Source organism: Nocardia pseudobrasiliensis NBRC 108224, assembly GCF_001613105.1.
Taxonomy (GTDB): domain Bacteria; phylum Actinomycetota; class Actinomycetes; order Mycobacteriales; family Mycobacteriaceae; genus Nocardia; species Nocardia pseudobrasiliensis.
On sequence record NZ_BDBS01000048.1, the window covers coordinates 1 to 18,959 of the forward strand.

15 protein-coding genes and 2 pseudogenes are annotated in these 18,959 nt (G+C 66.3%); 12 read left to right on the forward strand and 5 right to left on the reverse strand.

Annotated features, from left to right (window positions below; all coding sequences use genetic code 11):
• The 7 genes and pseudogenes from NP4_RS42900 to NP4_RS32000 all read left to right on the forward strand — a co-directional run.
• A pseudogene (locus NP4_RS42900) lies at nucleotides 1–157 on the forward strand (serine hydroxymethyltransferase); the annotation flags it as partial.
• Nucleotides 158–566: 409 nt separating this feature from the next.
• Nucleotides 567–1,886 (forward strand): glutamine synthetase family protein, encoded by a 1,320-nt coding sequence (locus tag NP4_RS31975; RefSeq protein WP_211335933.1) that lies wholly within the window; start codon nucleotides 567–569, stop codon nucleotides 1,884–1,886.
• A gap of 23 nt (nucleotides 1,887–1,909) precedes the next feature.
• The gene (locus tag NP4_RS40370; RefSeq protein ID WP_169813836.1) at nucleotides 1,910–2,656 is read left to right on the forward strand and encodes a 2OG-Fe dioxygenase family protein; all 747 of its coding nucleotides are present in this window, start codon (nucleotides 1,910–1,912) and stop codon (nucleotides 2,654–2,656) included.
• Entirely contained in the window at nucleotides 2,653–3,069 is a 417-nt protein-coding gene (gene speD / locus NP4_RS31985; protein ID WP_082876407.1) for an adenosylmethionine decarboxylase, read from the forward strand. The genes NP4_RS40370 and speD overlap by 4 nt, the downstream gene beginning before the upstream one ends.
• On the forward strand, nucleotides 3,066–3,491 hold the full coding sequence (locus tag NP4_RS31990; protein ID WP_068005928.1) for an ester cyclase: 426 nt from the start codon (nucleotides 3,066–3,068) through the stop codon (nucleotides 3,489–3,491). The genes speD and NP4_RS31990 overlap by 4 nt, the downstream gene beginning before the upstream one ends.
• Nucleotides 3,492–3,494: 3 nt before the next feature.
• Nucleotides 3,495–4,712 (forward strand): kynureninase, encoded by a 1,218-nt coding sequence (gene kynU, locus NP4_RS31995; RefSeq protein WP_068005929.1) that lies wholly within the window; start codon nucleotides 3,495–3,497, stop codon nucleotides 4,710–4,712.
• A 2-nt stretch (nucleotides 4,713–4,714) separates the two neighbouring features.
• Nucleotides 4,715–6,091: an MFS transporter gene (locus tag NP4_RS32000; RefSeq protein WP_211335934.1), complete on the forward strand. Its 1,377-nt coding sequence runs from the start codon at nucleotides 4,715–4,717 to the stop codon at nucleotides 6,089–6,091.
• On the opposite strand, the gene NP4_RS32005 is transcribed toward NP4_RS32000, so the two are convergent.
• Entirely contained in the window at nucleotides 6,060–7,094 is a 1,035-nt protein-coding gene (locus NP4_RS32005; RefSeq protein WP_068005932.1) for a fatty acid desaturase family protein, read from the reverse strand. The two genes, NP4_RS32000 and NP4_RS32005, sit on opposite strands and share 32 nt — an antisense overlap.
• 133 nt (nucleotides 7,095–7,227) lie before the next feature.
• On the opposite strand from NP4_RS32005, the gene NP4_RS32010 reads away from it, so the two are divergent.
• From NP4_RS32010 to NP4_RS32025, 4 genes are all read left to right on the forward strand, one after another.
• Nucleotides 7,228–8,424: an exo-beta-N-acetylmuramidase NamZ family protein gene (locus NP4_RS32010; protein ID WP_068005933.1), complete on the forward strand. Its 1,197-nt coding sequence runs from the start codon at nucleotides 7,228–7,230 to the stop codon at nucleotides 8,422–8,424.
• Nucleotides 8,421–10,115, forward strand: a complete 1,695-nt coding sequence (locus NP4_RS32015; RefSeq protein ID WP_082876409.1) for a serine hydrolase domain-containing protein — start codon at nucleotides 8,421–8,423, stop codon at nucleotides 10,113–10,115. Before NP4_RS32010 ends, NP4_RS32015 begins: the two co-directional genes overlap by 4 nt.
• Nucleotides 10,116–10,139: 24 nt before the next feature.
• Complete coding sequence (locus NP4_RS32020; protein ID WP_068005935.1) at nucleotides 10,140–11,795, forward strand: acetolactate synthase large subunit; 1,656 nt, start codon at nucleotides 10,140–10,142, stop codon at nucleotides 11,793–11,795.
• A 205-nt stretch (nucleotides 11,796–12,000) separates the two neighbouring features.
• The gene (locus NP4_RS32025) at nucleotides 12,001–13,068 is read left to right on the forward strand and encodes an alpha/beta hydrolase (protein WP_068005936.1); all 1,068 of its coding nucleotides are present in this window, start codon (nucleotides 12,001–12,003) and stop codon (nucleotides 13,066–13,068) included.
• Here the strand turns inward: NP4_RS32025 and NP4_RS32030 are convergent.
• From NP4_RS32030 to NP4_RS32035, 3 genes and pseudogenes are all read right to left on the reverse strand, one after another.
• Nucleotides 13,029–14,057, reverse strand: a complete 1,029-nt coding sequence (locus tag NP4_RS32030; protein ID WP_068005937.1) for a M28 family metallopeptidase — start codon at nucleotides 14,055–14,057, stop codon at nucleotides 13,029–13,031. The two genes, NP4_RS32025 and NP4_RS32030, sit on opposite strands and share 40 nt — an antisense overlap.
• 305 nt (nucleotides 14,058–14,362) lie before the next feature.
• Nucleotides 14,363–14,657: pseudogene (locus NP4_RS42905) on the reverse strand (low affinity iron permease family protein).
• 32 nt (nucleotides 14,658–14,689) lie between these two features.
• Nucleotides 14,690–16,135 carry an NsdA family TPR-like regulatory protein gene (locus tag NP4_RS32035; RefSeq protein ID WP_147288043.1) on the reverse strand — a complete coding sequence of 482 codons (1,446 nt, stop codon included), beginning with the start codon at nucleotides 16,133–16,135 and terminating at the stop codon, nucleotides 14,690–14,692.
• Nucleotides 16,136–16,507: 372 nt separating this feature from the next.
• Here NP4_RS32035 and NP4_RS32040 point away from each other — a divergent pair, with 372 nt between their 5' ends.
• On the forward strand, nucleotides 16,508–18,049 hold the full coding sequence (locus NP4_RS32040) for a hypothetical protein (RefSeq protein WP_147288044.1): 1,542 nt from the start codon (nucleotides 16,508–16,510) through the stop codon (nucleotides 18,047–18,049).
• Between the two features lie 35 nt (nucleotides 18,050–18,084).
• Here NP4_RS32040 and NP4_RS32045 read toward each other — a convergent pair whose 3' ends face one another.
• Nucleotides 18,085–18,912 carry an SAM-dependent methyltransferase gene (locus NP4_RS32045; RefSeq protein WP_245998355.1) on the reverse strand — a complete coding sequence of 276 codons (828 nt, stop codon included), beginning with the start codon at nucleotides 18,910–18,912 and terminating at the stop codon, nucleotides 18,085–18,087.
• Nucleotides 18,913–18,959: the final 47 nt, after the last annotated feature.

Sequence of the window (18,959 nt, forward strand, 5' to 3'; positions counted from 1 at the left end):
TCGCGGTTTCGGCGATGGTGAGTTCACCGAGGTCGCCGATATCATCGCGACGGCGTTGAAGGGTGACGCCGATGTGGCCGCGTTGAAGGCCCGGGCCAGCTTGCTGGCCCAGGACTTCCCGCTCTACGACGGACTCGAGGACTGGAAGCTCCTTTGATCCCGTCCGGCGAAAAGGCTCGCGAAATCCGCCGAATATAGGCTCGCCCCCCTGCCGTAACATGTTCCGGCGACACCTGGCAACCCGTGAATTGTATTGGCGCGCATGGGTGGAATGCGCGGTCGTGAAGTCTTGCGGAACCCTACTCTCAGGTGGAAGAATTTATTGGATCCCGGATACCGATCCACGAATTGATCGGTATCCGGAGTGATCCGACCGCCCCCGTCTCGACGTTGACCAATGCGTTGAGGCGTGGTCGAAGGGGGAATCTGTGGACATTGATGCCTTTCTGTCCGAACCCGGGCGTAGCGATGCGACCAATGATGTTCGTAAGTTGATCGACAGACTCGAAATTCAGTACATCTACGTACAATTCGTATCGGTCACCGGCCGAATCGTAGGCAAAGGCATGCCCGCCTCCCGATGGGAGGACCTGGCGACCCGCGGCGTCCAGATGGTGTACGGGGCGGTTTCCAATGTCGCGACCGATCGGCGCGGCCGCTACCTGGGCTACGGGCCCGAGGCGTCGGAGCTGATCGCGATACCGGAACCGGAGACCTTCGCCCAGCTGCCGTGGGACGGCCGGGTCGCGCGGGTGTTCGCCCGGCTGTTCCGCAATCGGGAGGAGATCGAAAACCCCGGCGCCGCACTGTCTTCGGACTGTCGCGGAAATCTGGCCCGGCTGCACGCCGCCTTCGCCGACCGGCACGATATGCGGCTGCGGGTAGGCACCGAACCCGAAATGATGTGGCTGCGCCGCGATGCCGACAACGCGCTGGTCGGCGTGACGAAACCGTATTGCTACCACGTGGATCAGCTCGAGGAATTGCGCGACATCAGCCTGCGTGTGCTGAACTACGGCCGGGCAATGGGTTTGGACATGATCCAGGGCGACCACGAGGACGCACCGGGTCAACTCGAGTTGAATTTCCGCTTCGACGATCCGCTGCGCAATGCCGACCGGCTCATCACCTATCGCCAGATCTGCCGTCAGGTCGCCCGCGAATTCGGCGTCATCGCGTGTTTCATGACCAAACCCTTCCCCGGACTGTCGGCGTCGGGCTGCCACCACAATCTGTCGCTGTGGCGCGGCGGCGACGACGAGCCGATCGCGATGGACCCCGAGACCACCGCGCCCGGCGTGCGACACCACCGCACCGGTGGGGTGAATCTGCTGACCGACGGCCGCGCCGCGGGCGCGAATCCGCAGCAGCTCAGCACAATCGGGCAGCGCATGGTCGGCGGGCTGGTGGCCCATCTGCCCGGGCTCACCGCGCTGGCCGCCTCGACGGTGCATTCCTATCGCCGCATGTGGGACACCGGGTTCTGGGCTCCGCTGACAGCGGGCTGGGGTTTTCAGAACCGTACCTGCGCTGTCCGGGTATCCGCACCCGATCGCGTCGAGTATCGCGCCGCCGATTCGATGGTCAACCCGTACCTGATGGCCGCGGGCCTGCTCGCCGCGCTGAGCGACGGCCTGGACAACGACCTCGATCCGGGGCCCGCGTCCAGCGCCAACACTTACGACAGCGCACCCGACGCACAACACCGGCTGCCGATGAATCTCGGTGCGGCACTGGCGGCAATGGATCGCGACCGAGTCGTGCGTTCGGCGCTGCCCGGCGATATGTACCGCGTCTACACCGCGCACAAACTCGATGAATGGGAACGATTTCTGGCCACGACCAGCGAGTGGGATTTCGACTTCTATCTCGACTACGTGTCGTGACCCGTCCATACCAGAGGATTACGATGGCGTCATTGATTCGGACCGAACTCTTCGGCACCCTACCCGTCGACCGCTTCGACGACGATCCGGTGGTCATGCTCCCCGGCAGATCCACGGCCGATCTCCCGCCGGATATCGTCACCGGATTATCGGAGCTGGCAGCGGATTTCGAAGATCTGGCCGACGACCGGTGGCTACAGACCGAATACGCTTTCCGCAAACGCCGATTCAGCCTTTTCTCGGCCGACACCGTCGCACATCGGATCGAACAGCTCGAGCACCGAGCCTTCTATCAGGAGGCCGAGGTCAATCCGTACGCGGGCGGGTTCGAGCGCAAATTCGAACCGCTGGCCGAACGAACGACCGAGAACCCCTTCCTGCATCAGCTGATGTGGGATGTGCTCGCGGTACTTCCGCAGTCGCGAGTCAGCGCGGCGCGCCACTGGGAGATCGGGGTACATCTGATCCGGATCGTGGCATTGCCGGACAAGCCCGGATATCCCGCGCCGGAGGGTATGCATCACGACGGGCACGCCTTCACCTCGATCTCCTTGATCAATCGGGTCGACGTCTCGGGCGGGCGCAGTCTGTTCGCCGATCTGGACAGCGTGGTGTATCGCAAACTCGAACTGGAGACGCCGATCGATACGGTGGTGTTCGAGGATCCGCGCTGCCTGCACGATGTGACCCCGGTGACGGTGGCCGCGGGCGCGGCCGTCGCCACCCGCGACGTCTGCGGGTTCTCGCTGAACCCGTTGCCGGCCCGATGACCGAAGCCGCCACCGACCGGATACCGCGACTGCGGGCGGCGGGAACCCATCTGCTCGTCGACCTCATCGGCGCGAGCCGACTCGACGACCCCGAACTGATCGAGCGGGTGCTGCGCGACTGCGTGCGGGCCACCAATGCCTCGCTGCTGTATATCTATGTCCACCATTTCGGCGGCGCGGGTGGGGTGACGGGAGTCGCGGTGCTCGCGGAATCGCATATCAGCATTCACAGCTGGCCGGAATACGAGTTCGCCGCGGTGGACATCTTCACCTGCGGCGCCACCGACCCGGAAACCGCGATCCCGGTGCTCGAGGCCAACTTTCGGCCCGCACGCGTCACCGTGCAGTGGTTGAAACGCGGTCGCGCGGCGTTCATCGCCGACGGCCGCCCCGCTCGGAAGGAAACATCATGACGGAGACCGGGATTCGCCGCGAACTCATGCGACATGTGTACGAGGACATCTGGATCGGCGAACTCTGGAACCACGGCGATCCGGCGGGCGGCCGCGTGCTGTCGGAACATTTCTTCGACCACCGCCCCATCGACGCCTTTCCGAATACGAAACACGGGCACGTGGCCATGGCGATCGACTGGAACCAGGCCTTTCCCGACTTCCGCTTCGTCATCGAGGACGTACTCGTCGAGGGCGACAAACTCGTTGCCAGATACAACTCCTCGGGAACACATACCGGCGTGCTGTCGGGCATCCCCGGGACCGGACGCACCGTATCGCTGTCGGGGATCGACATCATGCGCTTCGACGCCGAGGACCGGCTGGTGGAGTGGTGGCACAACGAGGATATGTACGGTCTGATGCGACAGATCGCGGGGTAGCACATGGACCAGCGCCGATACTTCGAACAGCTCGACGCCTCGGATCCGCTGCGGGATATGCGAGCGCTGTTCGATCTACGCGACGATCGCGTCTTCTTCAACGGCAATTCGCTGGGTCCGCCGCCGCGAGCGACCGCGAATCGACTCGACGAGGCCCTGCGGCTGTGGCGCGACGATATGAACGCGGGCTGGTGGGACCACGGATGGCTGCGACTGTCGACGCTCACCGGCGATCGCATCGGCGAGATCATCGGCGCGGCGCCCGGCCAAGTCGTCGTGGGCGAATCCACCTCGGTCAACCTGTTCAAATTGCTGTGCGGCGCAATGGAATCGCAATCCGGGAGCGAACGGTCGGTGATTCTCACCGACCCGGACAACTTTCCCAGCGACCTCTACATCGCCGACGGGGTCGCGCGATATGTCCAGCGGCAGGCGACCGTGCGCCGGACGCCCACCGACGAGATCATCGACCACATCGACTCCGATGTCGCGGTGGTAATGCTCAGCCATGTCGATTACCGCACCGCGCAACTGCTTCCGATGCGCCGGATCAACGAGCGGGCACACGAGGCCGGAGCGCTGGTGCTGTGGGACCTGTCGCACAGCGCGGGCGTCGTCCCCGTCGAATTGGACGCCGCGGGTACCGATCTGGCGGTCGGTTGCGGGTACAAATACCTCAACGGCGGGCCCGGCGCGCCCGGGTACATGTACGTCGCCCATCGGCTGCTGCCGCGCTTCGAACAGCCGATCACCGGCTGGCTGGGGCATACGCGACCGTTCGACTTCACCGCGGAGTATCGACCGGATGCCGGAATCGCCCGCCTGACGACCGGATGTCCGCCCCTGCTGAGCCTGCTGGCATTGGACGAGGGCGTCGCGCTCACCGCGCGGGCCGATCCGGTGGCCGTACGCGCCAAATCGGTGGCGCTCGGCGAGAGCTTCATCGCGCTGTCGCGGGCCCGGCTGGCCCGCTACGGTGTCGAGGTGACCGGACCCGCCGACAGCGCGCAGCGCGGTAGTCATGTCTCGCTGCGCAGCGCACAGGCCGAGCGCCTCGCGAAAGATCTGGCCGCCCGCGGATTCCACCTCGAGCTACGCCCGCCGGACCTGCTGCGTTTCGGGCTGGCGCCGCTGCACATCCGGTATGTCGACGTGTTCGACTGCGTCGCCGCGATGGAAGAACTACTCGCCGAGTCCGTCCACGGCGGCCCGCGGCGGTGATGGTGCCGCCGACCGACATCGCGACGCTGCCCGGATCGCGGCGACGCTGGCTGGCGCTGGCGGTCGTGTTGACCGGACAGTTCATGGCGTCGATGGACACCACCGTCGGCAATATCGCCGCACCCTCGATTCAGCGGGATCTGCGGATCGAACCGGGTACCGCCGCGCTGGCGGTCGCGGCGTACACGCTCACCTACGCGAGCATGCTGATCACCGGTGCGCGACTGGGTTCGGACCGAGGTAGGCGACGCCTGTTCCTCATCGGGATCACGGTATTCACGGTGAGTTCCGTCGCGATCGGTCTCGCGCCGGACGCGGTCGTGCTGATCGGCGCGCGCGGTGTCCAGGGAGTGGGCGCGGCCATGGCGGTGCCCCAGGCGATCTCGTTCATCCAGGCCGATTTCACCGGCGCGGCGCGGACGCGCGCCCTGGCGGCCTACGGGGCGATGATCTCGATCGGCGCGACCACGGGACTGGCCATCGGCGGCGCGCTGATCAGCTGGGATATCCTCGGATTGGGTTGGCGGATCGTCTTTCTGGTGAATCTGCCGGTGGGGATCGCGGTGCTCGCCGGTGCCGCCCGGCTGCTACCGGAGATCGAGATCTCACCGCGGCGACTCGACCTGGCCGGGGTATGTCTGCTGACCGTGGGCGCGGCCGCGATCACCGGCGCGCTCGCGCTCGGCCCCGACGCCGGTTGGACCCGGCCGGGCTGGGCGGTCGTGGCCCTCGGCGTCGCGGTGCTCGCGGCGTTCCTCGCGTGGCAGCGAATCCAACTGCGGCGCAACGGGTCCCCGCTGCTCGACCTGAGCATCATGGCGGTGCCGGGTATGCGGCCCGGGCTGATCGCCCTGCTGCTGTCGTGCACGACCTACACCGGTGTGCTGTTCTGTGTGGCCGCGGACCTGCAGGACCAATACGGGCGCAGCGCCGCGGCGGCCGGGCTCGCGCTCGCTCCCTTCGCCGTCGGGTTCGGAATCGGTTCGGCGCCAGGATCTCTCGTACCGCACCGGCGACACCTCGCCCTCACGATCACCGGCCTCGGGGTGCTCGGCGGCAGTCTGATTGTGCTCGGCATACTCGATCGTGTCGTATCGACCGCCCCGCTGCTGGCGGTGGCCGGATTCGGTTACGGAGCCTGCTTCACGCCGCTGCTCGGATTGACGGTGGCGCACGTGCGGCCCGACCAGGTGCCCGACGCCACGGGAATCGCCACCACCACATTCCAATTCAGTTTCGTCCTCGGCGTGGCCGCCTTCGGCAGCCTCTACAGCTCCACCACCCTCGCTCACACGCTGGTGATCATGGGCGGGGTCGCCTGCGCCTCGATCCTCCCGGCGGCAATGATCAGCCCCGTGAAAGGTCTTGGGAGACAGTAGCGGTGCGCAGCGGCGCGCCGACGCGGTGCAGGTGCCGCAGCGTCTCGCGGTAGGAGGAGATCAGCCCGGTCTCGTGATACGGCACGCCGATCTCGGCGCAGAAGCCGCGGACGATCACCTGGGCGCGACGCAGATTCGGGGTGGGCATGCTCGGGAACAGGTGGTGCTCGATCTGATAGTTGAGTCCACCGAGGGCGAGGTCGGTCAGCACGCCGCCGCGGACATTGCGGGAGGTCAGCACCTGTCGGCGCAGGTAGTCGGGGCGGTCGTCACCGGTCAGGGTCGGCATGCCCTTGTGGTTCGGTGCGAAGATGCAGCCGAGGTACAGACCGAACAGCGCCTGATGGACGATCAGGAACGCGAAAGCCTTGTCGACGGACAGAATCGTGAACAGGGCGGTCGGATAGGCGACGAAGTGGGCGAGCAGCAGCGCCGCCTCCCACCCGCGATGTTTGATCGAACGATTCCCGAGCGCGCGAACGCTGGACACATGCAGGTTCACCCCCTCCAACATCAGCAGGGGGAAGAACAGATACGCCTGCGCCTTCCCGACGAGGCGGGGCAGACCACGGCTGGCCCGCGCCTGCCGCTGTGACCAGACCAGAATGTCGGGCGCGACATCGGGATCGAGTTCCTCGTGATTCGGATTGGCGTGATGTCGCGTGTGTTTGTCCTGCCACCACCCGTAGGCCAGGCCGATACCGGCATTGCCGACGATGCGGCCCACGAGTTCGGACGGCCGCCGCAGCCGCCAGACCTGGCGATGCGCGACATCGTGCAGGACGAGCGCCACCTGTGCGAACGTCACGGCCATGAACGCCGCGACCAGCAGCGTCCACCACGAATCGCCGACCAGGAACAGCGCCGCCCAGCCGCCCGCGAAACCGAGGCCGACCAAACCGAGCCGCACGGCGTAGTAGCCCGGACGCCGGTTCATCAGTCCCGCATCGGAGATTCGGCGCAACAGGCGCGCGTAGTCGGGTTTCACCGCTGGTGTCGTCATCGGCCGAAGCTATCGAGCGAATTCTCGCCCGGGGTAGTCCCTGGGTATGACGGGGAATCGAATTCCGATGTGTTAGAACGCCTCACGATTGACTGCGCGGGTGCGTCGTGGGAGCCTCGGGCTTGTGCGGTGCGTGCGGACCGGATTCGATCGCTTCGCCGCCGATGGCTATCGGCTGGTGGCGGGCAAGAAGTTCGGGATCATTGCCAACCCCACCGCGGTCATGAGCGATCTCACCCACGAGGTCGATGTCATGCATGCCGCGGCGGAGGTGAACCTGATCGCGGTATTCGGCCCCGAACACGGTTTCCGCGGTGTCGCGCAGGCCGGGGGCGGGCAGGGAACCTACGTCGATCCGAGGACCGGACTGCCGGTCTACAACCTCTACGGCGGCGACCTGGCCGATATCGTCTCGCTGATACGGCAGTCCGGGGTCGAGGCCCTCGGCTTCGACATCCAGGACGTCGGGGCCCGGTTCTACACCTACATCTGGACGATGTATCTCGGCCTGACGGCGGCCGCCGTACTGGGTATTCCGTTTCTCGTGCTGGATCGGCCCAATCCGGTGGGCGGTATCGAACCCCGCGGCCCGGTCCTGCATCCGGCCCTGGCGACCTTCGTCGGTATGAAGCCGATCTGCCAGCAGCACGCGATGACGATCGGTGAATTGGCGCTGCTGTTCAACGATCGGTTCGTCCCGGACGACGCCGGAGGTCGGCGGGCGGAGCTGACCGTGGTCCAGATGAGCGGCTGGCGACGCGGCATGTACTACGACCGAACCGGGCTGCCCTGGGTGCTGCCGTCACCGAATATGCCCACCCCCGACACCGCGCTGACCTATTCCGGGCTGGCCCTGTTCGAGGGCACCAATCTGTCCGAGGGCCGCGGCACCACCCGACCGTTCGAGCTGATCACCGCGCCCTACATCGACTACCGCTGGGTGGACGCGCTGAATTCCGAGCTGGCGGCGAATGGGCTGCGCGGCAGCAGATTTCGTGAGGAGTACGTGCAGCCCGCCTTCGACAAATACGCGAATGTGGTCTGCGGCGGGGTGCAGTGCCACATCACCGACCGGAACTGCTTCGACGCCATCAGAACGGCGGTGGCCATGCTGGTGACCGCCCGTCGCCTGTATCCCGGCGACTTCGGCTGGCAATACCCGGGGCGCGACGCGACCTGGGTGGACAAACTGTCCGGCTCGGCTCGGCTGCGCACCGCGGTCGACGCCGGGAAGGACACCGCCGCGATCGTGGCGGACTGGCAGGACGAGCTCGGCGAATTCGCCCGGCTGCGAAGGGAATACCTGATCTATCGGGAAGACGGCCCATGACATCGCAACAGGTCACGGTCACGACCTCCGGCGGTCGCACGCTGCGGGAGTTGATTCCGCACACCGGCCCCGCCCTGCGGCACGGCACCCCCACGCAGGCCCGGCTGCTGGCCGCCTACGCCGATAGGACTCCGATCGACGCCGCGGCGGGACTGCGACCCGGAACCGGCGAGAACGGCCACCCGATGTATCCGGGTGAGACGGTGATCGCCGGACGCGACGGCGTGATCGTGGAATTCGCCGCCGACGGCTATGCCCTGCTGTACGCGAATCATCAGGGCGACCCGCTGCCGCCCGATCAGCGCATCGCGACCACCGTCGACACCATCTACGACTTGGCCTCGCTGACAAAGCTTTTCACCGCGACCGTCGTGGTGCAGCTGCTGGAGCGTGGCCGACTCGCACTCGCCGACAGTGTGGCGACGTATCTGCCGGACTTCGCCGCACAGGGCAAGAGCGACATCACGATTCTCCAGCTGCTCACCCACACCTCCGGGCTGCCTCCGGATCCGAGCCCGCCGCTGTGGACCTATGCCACCCGCGGCGAGATGGTCGCCGCGATCCTGGCCACCGCGCCACAGGCTCCCGCCGCGACGACCTACCTCTACTCGGATCTGAATTTCCTGACGCTGCAACTCGTTTCGGAGACGATCACCGGGACGACGCTGGACGTGCTCGTGCGCGACGGCATCACCGGTCCGCTGGGAATGGCCGATACGATGTTCAATCCACGGGCCGCGCTGCGGCCGAGGATCGCGGCCGCGGAGTATCAGTTGCAGCCCGATCGCGGGCTGGTCTGGGGTCAGGTGCACGACGAGAATGCCTGGGCGCTGGGCGGAGTGGCCGGGCATGCCGGATTGTTCTCCACCGCATACGATTTGGCGATCTTCACCCAGACCATTCTGAACGGCGGCTGCTACCGCGAACACCGGATCCTGTCGCGTGATTCGGTCCTCGCCATGCTGACCAACTACAACCAGGCGTTCCCGGGCAATGATCACGGCCTGGGATTCGAGCTCTATCAGCACTGGGAGGCCGGGGCGCTGGCGACGCCGTATACGTTCGCGCACACCGGTTTCACCGGCACCTCGCTGGTCGGCGACCCGACCACGGGAGCCTTCGTCGTCCTGCTCACCAATCGGGTCCATCCGAGTCGCGACTGGGGTTCCACCAATCCCGCGCGCTGGGCGGTCGCCCACGATATGGCGCGCGCGGTGGCGGTCCGGCCCGCCACCGATCGCCGCGCATGGTTCGGCGGAATGGCCGACCGGTCCGGTACCGCCCTGACGCTGCCGATCGCGCTGCCCGCGGCCGCCCGCCTGGAATTCGGGCTCTGGTACGACACCGAACCCGGTTCCGACTTCGTCTTTCTGGAGGTCTCCGGTGACGGCGGCGCGAACTGGCGGCAGATTCCGTTCCGGATCACCGGCGATCGAGTCGATGTGACCACGCCGGGGCGGGTGAGCGGATACGAGGGGCGGCAGTGGCTGACGGCGTCGGCCGAACTGGCGGGCTCGAGCGGATCGGTACTACTGCGCTGGCGCTATCTGACCGATCAGCTCTATCACGGCCGCGGGGTCTACCTCGAGGCGATCCGAATAACCGCCGGTCATCAGCCGATCTTCGACACTCGAATCGACAGTGACGCCGCGAAACTCGTCCTCGACGGGTTCACCGAGACCACCAACTGAGGCCGAAGTCATATTGTTCGAAGTATGGACCAGTCACGAAGCGCCGCGGAACTGATCGTGCAATGCCTCGAGAACGAGGGGGTCACACATGTGTTCGGCATTCCCGGCGAGGAGAACATCCGGCTGGTCGACGCGCTGTCGCGCTCGTCGATCCGCTATGTCCTGACCAGGCATGAGCAGGGCGCCTCGTTCATGGCCGAGATCTACGGTCGGCTGACCGGGCGGGCGGGCGTGTGCTCGGCGACGCTGGGGCCGGGGGCCATCAATCTGCTGCTGGGCACCGCGGACGCCACGACCAATTCGACGCCGCTGATCGCCCTGTCGGCGCAGGTCGGACTCGACCGGTACTTCAAGGAGTCGCATCAGGGCGTCGATCTGGTGTCGATGTTCGCGCCGGTTACCAAATGGTCGGCGCTGGTATCGCTGCCGGGCGCGGTGCCGGAGATGTTGCGCAAGGCGTTCAAGCTGGCGCAGACCGAGCGGCCCGGCGCGGTGTATCTGGCGGTGCCGGAGGATGTGGAGCAGGCCGCGGTCGGCGACGCGTTGACGCCGTTGCCGCTGAACGTGCCTCGCTCCGAGGAGCCGTCGCCGGAACAGGTGAATCGGGCGGCCGCGGTATTCGCCTCCGCGCGCAATCCGATCGTGCTGGCCGGACACGGCGCGGTGCGCGGCGCTGCGGGCGCGGCGCTGCGCCGGTTCGCGGAGGCGCTGCGGGTGCCGGTGGCCACGACCTTCCACGGCAAGGGCGTCTTTCCCGACGATCATCCGCTGGCACTGGGCGCAGTCGGATTCATGCGCCACGACTATGTGAACTTCGGATTCGATCAGGCCGATGTCATCGTGGCCGTCGGCTACGAGTTGCAGGAGTTCGACCCGGTACGGATCAATCCGGGCGGCGACAAGAAGATCATTCACATTCACCGTTTCCCGGCCGAGGTCGACGCCCACTACGACGTCTCGGTGGGCCTGCACGCCGATATCGGGCGCAGTCTCGACGCGGTGGCCAAGGCGGTCGGGCGCACCTTCGACGCCCGCGGTGAGGAGCGCATCCGGGCCCTGCTCGCCGACGAGCTGGCCGCCGGAAGCGTGGACGACCGGTTTCCGCTCGCGCCCGCCAGGATCGTCGCCGATACGCGAGCGGCCCTGGGCCGCAACGATATCGTGCTCGTCGACACGGGCGCGCTGAAGATGTGGATGGCCCGGCTGTACCCGACCTACGAGCCCAATACGTGCCTGATCTCCAACGGCCTGTCGACAATGGCGTGGACGGTGCCCGGTGCGATCGGTGCGAAGATCGCCCGGCCCGAGGCCAAGGTCCTGGTCGCCACCGGCGACGGCGCATTCCTGATGAACTCGCAGGAGATCGAGACCGCCCTGCGGCTGCGCCTGCCGATGACCATCCTGATCTGGGTCGACGACGCCTACGGCTTGATCCGCTGGAAGATGGATCTGGAGATCGGGCGCGACACCGATACCGAATTCGGCAACCCCGACTTCGTCCGATACGCCGAGAGTTTCGGTGCCGTCGGCTATCGGATCGAGGCGGCCGAGGATCTGCTGCCGACCCTGCGCACCGCCCTGGCGGCCGATACGGTGTCGGTGATCGCCTGCCCGGTGGACTATTCGGCGAATCTGAGTCTGATCGAATCGCTGGGCGAGCTCGACGAATCGCTGTCGTGATCGGCGCGGGCGATCAAGTCCGTTAAGCAGTACCTAATAAGGATCGCCGAATTCCGCTTCAGATCACGATTCGGCAACGCCTTTTCTTTGCCGAGGCGATAGGCTCCCGCGAGAACGGCTGCCCGACGCAGGTTTTCATGCGCGGTGACGGCCATTGGCAGGAAGCGGCCGAGTCCGGTCGTGCGAGGGAAAGGCCGAACAGAATATGCGAGGCGTGACTGTGCGCAAGGGGCGGGAAAGACGTGCGCGGCGGCGGGCCGGATGGCTCGGGCGATCCGCGGCGTGGATGGCGTTGGCGCTGCTGGTGCCGTTCGGAGTGTCGGTGGCCGACACCGCCACCGCCTCGGCCGCGCCCAGTCCGGCGGGCACCGACTTCTGGGTGACCTCGCCGACCATGGGTCCGGTCAAGAATCGAATCTTCCGCGCCGCCGACGGCAATACCGGTCGCGTCGTGTACGCGCTCGACGGGATGCGCGCCGGGCAGGATCTGTCCGGTTGGGAGATCAATACCAATATCGTCGACGCGCTCACCAAGGCGAATATCAATGTGGTGATGCCGATCGGTGGGCAGTCCAGCTTCTACGCCGACTGGAACTCGGCGAGTTCGTTCTTCGGTATGGCCCCGTCCGGCGGCGCTCCGGGCGGGCCGGGCATCACTCAGGTCGCGGCCGGTGGTCCGGGTAAGAGCTACCGCTACACCTGGGAGACCTTCCTGACCCAGGATCTGCGCAACGCGCTGAAGGAGCGACTGGGTTTCAACCCGGTCCACAACGGCGTCTTCGGTTTGTCGATGGGCGGCAGCGCCGCATTGACGCTGGCGGCCTACCATCCGGACCAGTTCAGCTTCGCCGGTTCGTACTCCGGCTACCTCAACAACTCCGCGCCCGGCATGCGAGAGGCGTTGCGCGCGGCCATGATCGACGCCGGCGGCTACAACATCGACTCGATGGCGCCGCCGTGGGGCGCGGCGTGGCTGCGCATGGACCCGTTCGTATTCGCGCCGCAGCTGAAGGCCCACAACACCCGCCTGTGGGTCGCCGCGGCCACCGGCATCCCCGCCGCGGGTGATGTGCACAGCGTCATGGACGTCATCCAGGGTGTGCCGCTGGAAACGTTGGCGCTGGCCGGAACCCGCGCCTTCCAGGTGCGAATGATGACCCTGGGCGCGGACAACGTCACCTATGATTTCCCGACCGTCGGCATGCACAACTGGCGCAACTGGGAGTCGGAGGTCTACCGCATGATCCCCGACCTGTCGGCCCATATCGGCTGACCGCGGTCGATCGCTCGGTGCCGCGGCCCGGGCAGCGAATCGCTGAAGGCATAGGTCCGCACGGCATCGGCGATCGCGCCCGTGTTCACGGTCAACGCGGTGTCGTCGATATTGGCGGTCGTATCGCAGGACCGGTGATAGCAGGAGTCGTACGGGCGGTCCGCCTGACCGCCGAACAGACGCTGTTCCTCGGCGGTCTTGATGCCCTCGGCGCCGGTGAACAGGCCGCCGATCGGAATCCCGGCCCGCAGGAACGGGTCGTAATCCGAGCGGCCGTTCAGCGGCGCGCGAACGTGCGGCAGGTTTCGCGAGTCGTAGTATCGGGCGAAATTTCGCTCGATCTCGGCGGAGCCGGACGGTCCGGCGCTGCCGTCGCGGATCTTGTACGCGAAGTTCGGGGAGGCGATCATGTCGAAATTCAGATAGAGGCCGATCGTGGCACGGTCGGCCTCTGACAGGTTGGACACGTAGTACTTCGAGCCGAGCAAGCCGAGTTCCTCTGCGCCCCACCAGACGAAGCGAATCCTGTTCTTCGGCTGGGCGGTGGCCATTCGCAGGGCGACCTCGAGCAAACCCGCCGCGCCGGAACCGTTGTCGTTGATGCCCGCCCCGGCGGACACCGAGTCCAGATGCGCTCCCGCTATGACCACCCTCTCCGCGTCGCCCTGCCTACTCTCCGCGAACAGGTTGTAGGTGGTGCGGGTTGCGCTCCCGCTCTGGAATTCGAACGCCTGCACAGTGACTCGATATCCGGCGCGGCGTAGCGCCGCGGAGACGTACTCGCGAGAGGCGGCGTCACCCGATGTACCCGCGGCCCGGGTGCCGCCATTGGCGTCCGCGATCGCCTGGAACTTCGCCAGGTGCTGCTTGATATCGCGGGTCGGGATCGTATCGGGTGGCGCGCCCGGTTCGGCGTACGCGGACTCGGCCAGTACGCACGTCAGGGTGAGCGATACCGCGGCGACCGCGAGGAGAGCGCGGCCTGCCATGGCGCGGAGGGGGTTACGGGGCATACCGGAAGTTAAGGGGCGATGTCGACTCGGTGAAACCTCGACGCGATCGATGTGGTAGGGGATTGAATTATCCTGCGCGCCTGGCATTTCCAACCGTGGCCGCGATTCGTCTGTTTTGGCCGCCGACAGAGGCGTCCGATGTCGCGATCGCAACGAATGCGTGATGGTGACATCGTCGCCGACGCCCAATGGCGCGACTGTCACCACGCTCGGATACGAGCGGTGTCGCCGGGGTCATGGTTGAGAACACAGCCTGCCCGGCGATGCCGCGCCGAGCGGTTCTAGTCGGCGCTTTCGCGATTTTCGAGTCCGACGGCCGTCCGCAGTTCCCGGCGATCAGCCGCGGTGTCCTCGCCCACGGCCGCCATGAGATCGGCCGATCCCGCGGCGATGGCATCGAGCTTCTGCTGAACCGCGGCATCGGAACGCTTCTGGGTCGGTCACCCCGATCGAGGGCGCCCACAGCACGACGATCAATACGCACAGACAGAAGAACCACGCCTCCGACACCCGACTGCCGACCGCGGTGGCGAACCGGTCGAAGATCGAGGGCTGCCCGCTGGCCTGCGACGGCATGACGGGGTTCTTGCGGTGAGAACTGCTGCCGATCACGCCGACCTGGACGACCGGTCGGGCAGCCGCGGGGTCGTCCGCGCGGTATCGGACAGCCCCAGCGGTTCCCGCGACAGCTCGAGCAGCTCCCCGACCACCGGGATGTGCTGATGCGGTCGCAGTTGAGCGCGCAGGTCGGTGATGGCGGTATGGGTGCGATGGGAGTGCAGGCGGGTGTGCTGGTGCAGGGCTCGGCGAATGGCGGCGCAGGCCTGATCGATTTCGCCGAGGGCCAGATGGGCCGCGGCGACCCGGGTCAGGAACAGCGTGTGGTCGCGACTGTAACGGGTTGTGGCGTAATGGATCTCGTGGGCGGTGGTGAAGTGGCGCAGGGCATGACGCGGCTGGCCGAGGTCCAGGGCGCACGATCCCGCGAGCATCTCCAGCTCCGCGTCGGTCATCCAGTACGCCCAGTCCGGATCGTCGTCGTGTGCGCCGCGCGCGAGCTCGGTGCGGGCATTGTCGAGCGCCCGGGCGCAATCGCGTTGGCCGTGCGGGGTTTTGGACAGGGCGCGGGCCTGCCGGGCGTGCAGGATGGCGCGCACCCGGGGAGTGGTCCGGCGCCGGGTCTGATCGAGGGCGGTGCGGACGAGATCGACCGCGTCGTGCGGATTGCCGATGGTGTAGGTCTGAATCGCCATGAACGCCAGCGCGTTCGCGCCCGCCTCGGCATTGTCGGCGGTGGCCGAAGCGCGCAACGCGGTGGCGTAGAAGGCTTGCGCGGCCGCGTGCAGTCCGGTGTCGAAATGCAGCCAGCCGCAGAGGCGGGCCGCCTCGCTGACGAGGGTGTACAGTCGCCGCCGGGTCGGTTCGTCGTGGTCGGTCTCGCGGGCGAGGACGGCCAGTAGCTGGAGTACGTCCGTCGCCAGATTGCGTAGGACCGTGCCGCCGAGAGCATCATCGAGGCGGCGAATTTCGGCCAGTGAATTGGCAAGTCCGGCCAGCAGCCCATCGGTGGGCCGCGCCGCGGCGCGCGGCGCGCCCTGTTCGATGCCGCCCGCCCAGTTGTGTGTCAGCGCGGTCAACGAGGCGCCCGTCACGATCAGGAAGGCGCGTCGATCCATGGACTCGCGCCACGCCGCGGCCTGGATCGCCGCCACCGTCGCCTCCGGTGTCCACGGGGCATCGGTGAACACCTGATCATCACTGGACAGCGCTAGGAAAAGCCATGCGGGCCAACCCAATTCGCGCACAGCGTGTTCGGGCACCCCGTGCAGGTCGGCCATCGCCAGCTGCGCGGTCAGCTCGGGAGTCGATATGCCGGACTCCCAGCGCGTCACCTTCTCCCGGCGCACCGCCATCGAGCCGTAGCCCAGGGCGCGATGACGCTGGTCCAGGCGACTCAGATATGCGGTGGCCGACAGCCCGCCCATTCGGGCGCGCAACTCGGCCAGCGGATGACGATTGGTCTGGATACCCATGGTGCACACTCCACCGGTCACGAACTCACCGATACAGCTTTACCGTGCTGGCCACGGACTTGGGGAGCGCGCCCGTCGGGGGAGGCAACACGAGGCAACGTCCGAGCGCACCCCCGCGCACATCGACTGTGGTTACATTCGAAATGTCGTTTTCATCGTTTTCTCGCATCAGGATGTGGGGTCGCTCATGGCGATGCCCGAACCGGCGGCCGCTGAATCGGGGACTTTCCCATCGCCCGTGCCGTCGGTGTCCACCACTCCGACCGACCGTAATGCGGCACGGGGTCGGTTTCGGAGGATCCACCCGCGGGACCGGTCGGTCGCAACCGTGGCCCAGTCAGCCCAGCTCCGGCTGCCAGAACTCGAACCGCGATAGAGCACAGGAGAATTCGTATGGCTCCCACGAAGATCTCGAGGATGACCCACACCAAGGGTTTGGGAATGCGGCGGGCCACCGGCCGCCAACTCGACGGGCAAACCACCGCACGCGTCCTCCGCAATTGGATTGCGGCGCGGGACGCGGACAGCAAATATGTGGAACTGATCAACGAGTTGGGCGCACTGGTCACCGAGCGACACGCGCGTGGCAGAAAGCTCTGGCACCTCGATCCGAGACCGTCCGACAGTGCGCAGGTGGAACGAATCCTGGCCGATGAGTCCGCCAGCGGCGCACGCCGCGAAAAGGCGGCATCGCGCCCGAGTTCGTCATGGCGCGGCGGGTACTGGCAACCGGGCGTCAGTCCCTGGACCGGGATCGCCGACCTCGACGAGCTCTGGTATCTGACCGATATCATCCGACTGGGCGAGGTGATCGAGCTCGGCGCGCCGCAGCGCGACCACAGCAAAGGCGATACCAAGATCGGCGGCTATTCCCTCGAGCTGTCCCCGGGTCGCCTCGGCGGCTGCTACGTCTCGATACCGAGCGGAAACGATTTGATCTGGGATGCGACCGTCGGCTATTACCTGCTCATCGGCGGATCGCTGGGTTACGAAGCCGAACGTTGCTACGCCCTCGGCACTTTGGATTGGATGACAGCGGCCGTCGATTGGTTCCGGTACACCTCCGCCGACGACGCCGCCTGGCTACTGGACAAGCATCGCGCCACCGCCGAGACCGGCCGGGGAGTCGTATTGCGCCGGGAAATAACCATGTCCTGCGAGGAAATGCTCACCAATGCGATCGGCAGTTCGTTCCCACGGCATCGATCGACCGAACCGTTACATCGGGTCTGCGCCGCGGACGATGTGCTGCACGAGTTCGTGACCGTCCGGGGATTCGAATTCTCCGTGCGGCACGGCATATTGGAGCTGGCGCCGAAGACGTCATTGACCGCGGCCACCAATCTCATTGTGCTCGGCCACGATTGCGTCGACGCCGCATCGGATCTGCGACGCGGCGATCCGATGAATATGGTCGAAATGTTCGGCGGCAGTTATCCGACATGGCAATCGGCCCTGTTCGACTGCTTCACCTATTACCTGTCGCAGTGTGTCGGCGCACTGCGCGGCGGCGACGCGACGGCCGCCGCGGGGCGCGTACTGCTGGCAAATCTCGGCTGGCATCTCGCCAGTCCGCGATACAGCAAAACCGGTCTGGTCGCGGTTCTGACGAACACGCGCGACCATCCGTCGCCCGGACGTGTTTATCGAGTGATGGATTCGGTCGCGCCCGGTCGCGCACGCGTACCGCTGACCGAATGCCTGCGAACTCTGCGTGAGACGGTCCTCGACGAGGGCATACGACCGTTCCCCGAAACCCACGACAGCATCGTGGCCGACACGATTCCCGAGCGTATCGATCTGGGTCGTGCATTTTGGCGCACCTGTGACACGAGGATGGCCGAACAAGGCAACCCGTCCGGTTTGTGGCGGCTGGCCGGGCAGTGCGTGTTGGCCTTCCTCGAGAATTGCGCGGCCGCGGGAGCGACCTGGTAGGAATGTGCAACCCCCCTGGACAGGGGGAGGTCTGCTCAGGGCTTGCGGGCCAGAACCGAGGCGATGAGCTGCTCCCACGGCGTGGTCTCGGCGGCGGACTTCTCGTCGTTTCGCCACAGCACACAGGGGACCAGACCGGGCTCGAGCACATCCAGTCCGGACAGCATCCGCAGGATCTCCTTGTCGCCGCGCCAGCGCCCGCGGCTGAACGCGCCCTGCAACTTCTCCTCCGCCGCCGAGGTCTGCGGGTTGTCCGCGGACAGGAAGTGGGAGATATAGACGAGGCTGCCCGACGCGATCCGCTCGATCCAGTACTGCACGACCGCGGTCGGATTCTCCTCGTCGTTGACGAACGCCAGGACATTGCCGAAGATCAGCCCGACCGGTTCGTCGAAATTGATCAATCGTTCGACTTCGGCGCTGTCACCGATGAGCCGCGGCTGGCGGACATCGGCATTCATGACCGCGATGCGTTCGTCGGTGACCAGTCGTGCGTCGGCGTGCGCGACCACGATCGGATCGTTGTCCAGATAGACCACGCTGGCGGTGGGTTGATGTCGCCGCGCAATCTCGTGGACATTGTTCTCCGACGTCGGCAGGCCGCACCCGAAATCGATGAACTGGCGTACGCCCTCACCGGCCATGTCCCGGACGGCGCGTTCGAGGGCCCGCCGATTGGTGGTGGCGATACGCTCCGAACCGGGGAGTACCTGGAGGAAGTACTGCCCGAAAGTCTGGTCGACCGAGTAGTACTCGTGCTCACCGAGCAGAAAATGGTAGGCCCGAGCGATACTCGGCCTCGTCTGGCTCGCTTTGACGTACGCGTCGTTCAACTGCCCCTCGGACATCTGTTCGCCGTTCATCTGCTCCGCACCGTTGTGAAGTCGGGACATAGATATCGAATGAATCG